Here is a 2425-nt window from a genome sequence, read left to right as displayed (position 1 = left end):
GGCGTCCAGCAGCACCGGCTTGAACTCGGCGTTGGCGGCACCGGCGGCCTGCCCGCCCAGATCCGCGGCGGTGAGGAACTTGCCCGGCACCGGCAGCCCGTTGGCTTCATCGATTTCCACCAGGAACGGGGAGTCGGTGTAGCGGCGCATGTAGTCCTGGAAGGGGGCGGTGCGCTTGGCCACGTAGTGCTCGTTGAGGATCACGTGGCCCATGGCCATGCCCAGCGCGGCGTCCGTGCCCGGGTGCAGGGCCACCCATTCGTCGGCGAACTTGGTGTTGTCGGTGTAGTCGGGGGAGACGGTGACGACCTTCTGGCCGCGGTAGCGCGCCTCGGCCATGAAGTGCGCGTCCGGGGTGCGGGTCACCGGCACGTTCGAGCCCCACATGATCAGGTAGCCGGCGTTCCACCAGTCCGCGGATTCCGGCACGTCGGTCTGGTCCCCGAACACCTGGGGGCTGGCCACCGGCAGGTCGGCGTACCAGTCGTAGAAGGAGAGCATGGTCCCGCCCACCAGGTTCAGGTAGCGTGATCCCGCCCCGTGGGAGACCATCGACATCGCCGGGATCGGGGAGAACCCGGCGATCCGGTCCGGGCCGTACTTCTTGACCGAGTACACCTGGGCGGCCGCGGCGATCTCCATCGACTCGTCCAGGTGGTGCGGATCAGCCCGCCCTTGCCGCGGGCCTGCTTGTAGCGCTTGGCCTTGACCGGGTCCTCCACGATCGAGGCCCAGGCGTCCACCGGGTCGGGGTGTTCGGCCTTCGCCGCCCGGTACAGTTCGGCCAGCACGTCGCGGATGTACGGGTAGCGCACCCGGGTGGGCGAGTAGGTGTACCAGCTGAAGGCGGCGCCGCGCGGACAGCCGCGCGGTTCATATTCGGGGGAGTCCGGGCCCACCGACGGGTAGTCGGTCTGCTGCGTTTCCCAGGTGATGATCCCGTCCTTGACGTAGACCTTCCAGGAGCATGATCCGGTGCAGTTCACCCCGTGGGTGGAGCGCACCACCTTGTCGTGCGACCATCGGTCGCGGTAGAAGACATCACCCTGGCGTCCTCCGGAGAGGAACATCGCCCGCAGATCCTGGCTGGTTTCCCCGCGGCGCAGGTACTTGCCCATGGTCAGCAGCGAATCGGCCAGTGGTCCGTCGGTGGCCGGTGTTGTGTGGTTTGGCCTTTCGGTCATGACAGTGACTCCCAACTGTGACGCTTGACTCAAGCTTCGTCCTTTGTCTCGATAGATGCAAGGGTTCTTCCCCGGGTGTCACTGGAAGTGAGATTGCACATTCCCTAGATAAAAATGTTTGTTTCACTAGCGCGTTGGCGTTTGAGCGGATAGTGTGCACAACAAGTGGTAGTGCAGCACCTGACGGTTACGGTGGAGGAAAACCATGAGCCAGAAGTCCCCAGCACAACCCGCGCAGACGTCCCCGGAGCTGCGTGGGCAATTCCCGCAGCTGCTGCTGGCCACGCTCGCCAGCGCCGTGGGTTTCTGGGCCTGGATGCTGATTTCCCCGATTCAAACCCACTACGCGGAGCTGATGAAGCTGGGCGAGGGCAGATTTCCCTGATGCTGGCCACCCCGGTGCTGGTCGGTGCGCTGGGGCGCATCGTGATCGGTTCGTTGACCGACCGCTTCGGGGCCAGGAAGATGTTCACCGTGGTGCTGCTGGCCTCAGTGCCGGCCGTGCTGCTGGTGGCGCTGGCCGGAACGCTGGGCAGCTTCGCGCTGCTGATCGCCTCGGGCACCTACTTGGCATCGCCGGCACCATCTTCGCGGTCGGGGTGCCCTTCGCCAGCGCCTGGTACGAGCCGCGCCGACGCGGTTTTGCCAACGGCGTGTTCGGCATGGGCATGATCGGCACCGCGGTGTCCGCGTTCTTCACCCCCCGGCTGCTGCGCCAGCTCGGCTACTTCGAAACCCACCTGTTCATTGCCGGCCTGCTGGTGCTCAGCGCCGCGGCCGTGTGGTTCTTCATGCGCGAATCCCCGGCCTGGACCCCGAACCGCCAGCCGCTGCTGCCGAAGCTGATCGACACGCTGAAGCTGCCGATCACCTGGGAGATGTCCTTCCTGTACGGCATCGTGTTCGGCGGGTTCGTCGCGTTTTCCACCTTCCTGCCCAAATACCTGGTCACCATCTACCCCGATGACGTGGACCCGGTGGGGGCCGGCGCCCGCACCGCCCTGTTTGCGGTGGCCGCGGTGATTGCCCGGCCGATCGGCGGCGTGCTGGCGGACAAGTTCGGTCCGAAGCTGATCGCCTGATCTCCCTGGCCGGGATCGTCTCGCTGGCCTACATCGTGGGCATGCAGCCCCCGGAGGGCATCCTGACCGGCATCACCTTCCTGCTGATGGCCTCTGCCATGGGCCTGGGCATGGGTGCCGTGTTCGCCTGGATCGGGCCCTCCACCCCGCCGGAGAAGG

At 66.2% G+C, this 2425-nt stretch carries 3 protein-coding genes and 1 pseudogene; 3 read left to right on the top strand and 1 reads right to left on the bottom strand.

Going from position 1 to position 2425, the window contains the following annotated elements:
- Positions 1-1184, bottom strand: a pseudogene (locus JCM19049_RS20600) (molybdopterin-dependent oxidoreductase); the annotation flags it as partial.
- A gap of 205 nt (positions 1185-1389) precedes the next feature.
- On the opposite strand from JCM19049_RS20600, the gene JCM19049_RS11790 reads away from it, so the two are divergent.
- Genes JCM19049_RS11790 through JCM19049_RS11780 form a run of 3 tightly spaced genes read left to right on the top strand, consistent with a single transcriptional unit; the run spans position 1390 to position 2266 of the window.
- Positions 1390-1569, top strand: a complete 180-nt coding sequence (locus JCM19049_RS11790) for a hypothetical protein (protein ID WP_054821690.1) — start codon at positions 1390-1392, stop codon at positions 1567-1569.
- Entirely contained in the window at positions 1569-1856 is a 288-nt protein-coding gene (locus JCM19049_RS11785) for a hypothetical protein (RefSeq protein ID WP_054821689.1), read from the top strand. Before JCM19049_RS11790 ends, JCM19049_RS11785 begins: the two co-directional genes overlap by 1 nt.
- Positions 1784-2266 (top strand): MFS transporter, encoded by a 483-nt coding sequence (locus JCM19049_RS11780; RefSeq protein WP_279403084.1) that lies wholly within the window; start codon positions 1784-1786, stop codon positions 2264-2266. Before JCM19049_RS11785 ends, JCM19049_RS11780 begins: the two co-directional genes overlap by 73 nt.
- Positions 2267-2425 lie beyond the last annotated feature (159 nt).

This window comes from Arthrobacter sp. JCM 19049 (genome assembly GCF_001310435.1).
This window is presented reverse-complemented; position numbering and strand designations above follow the sequence as displayed.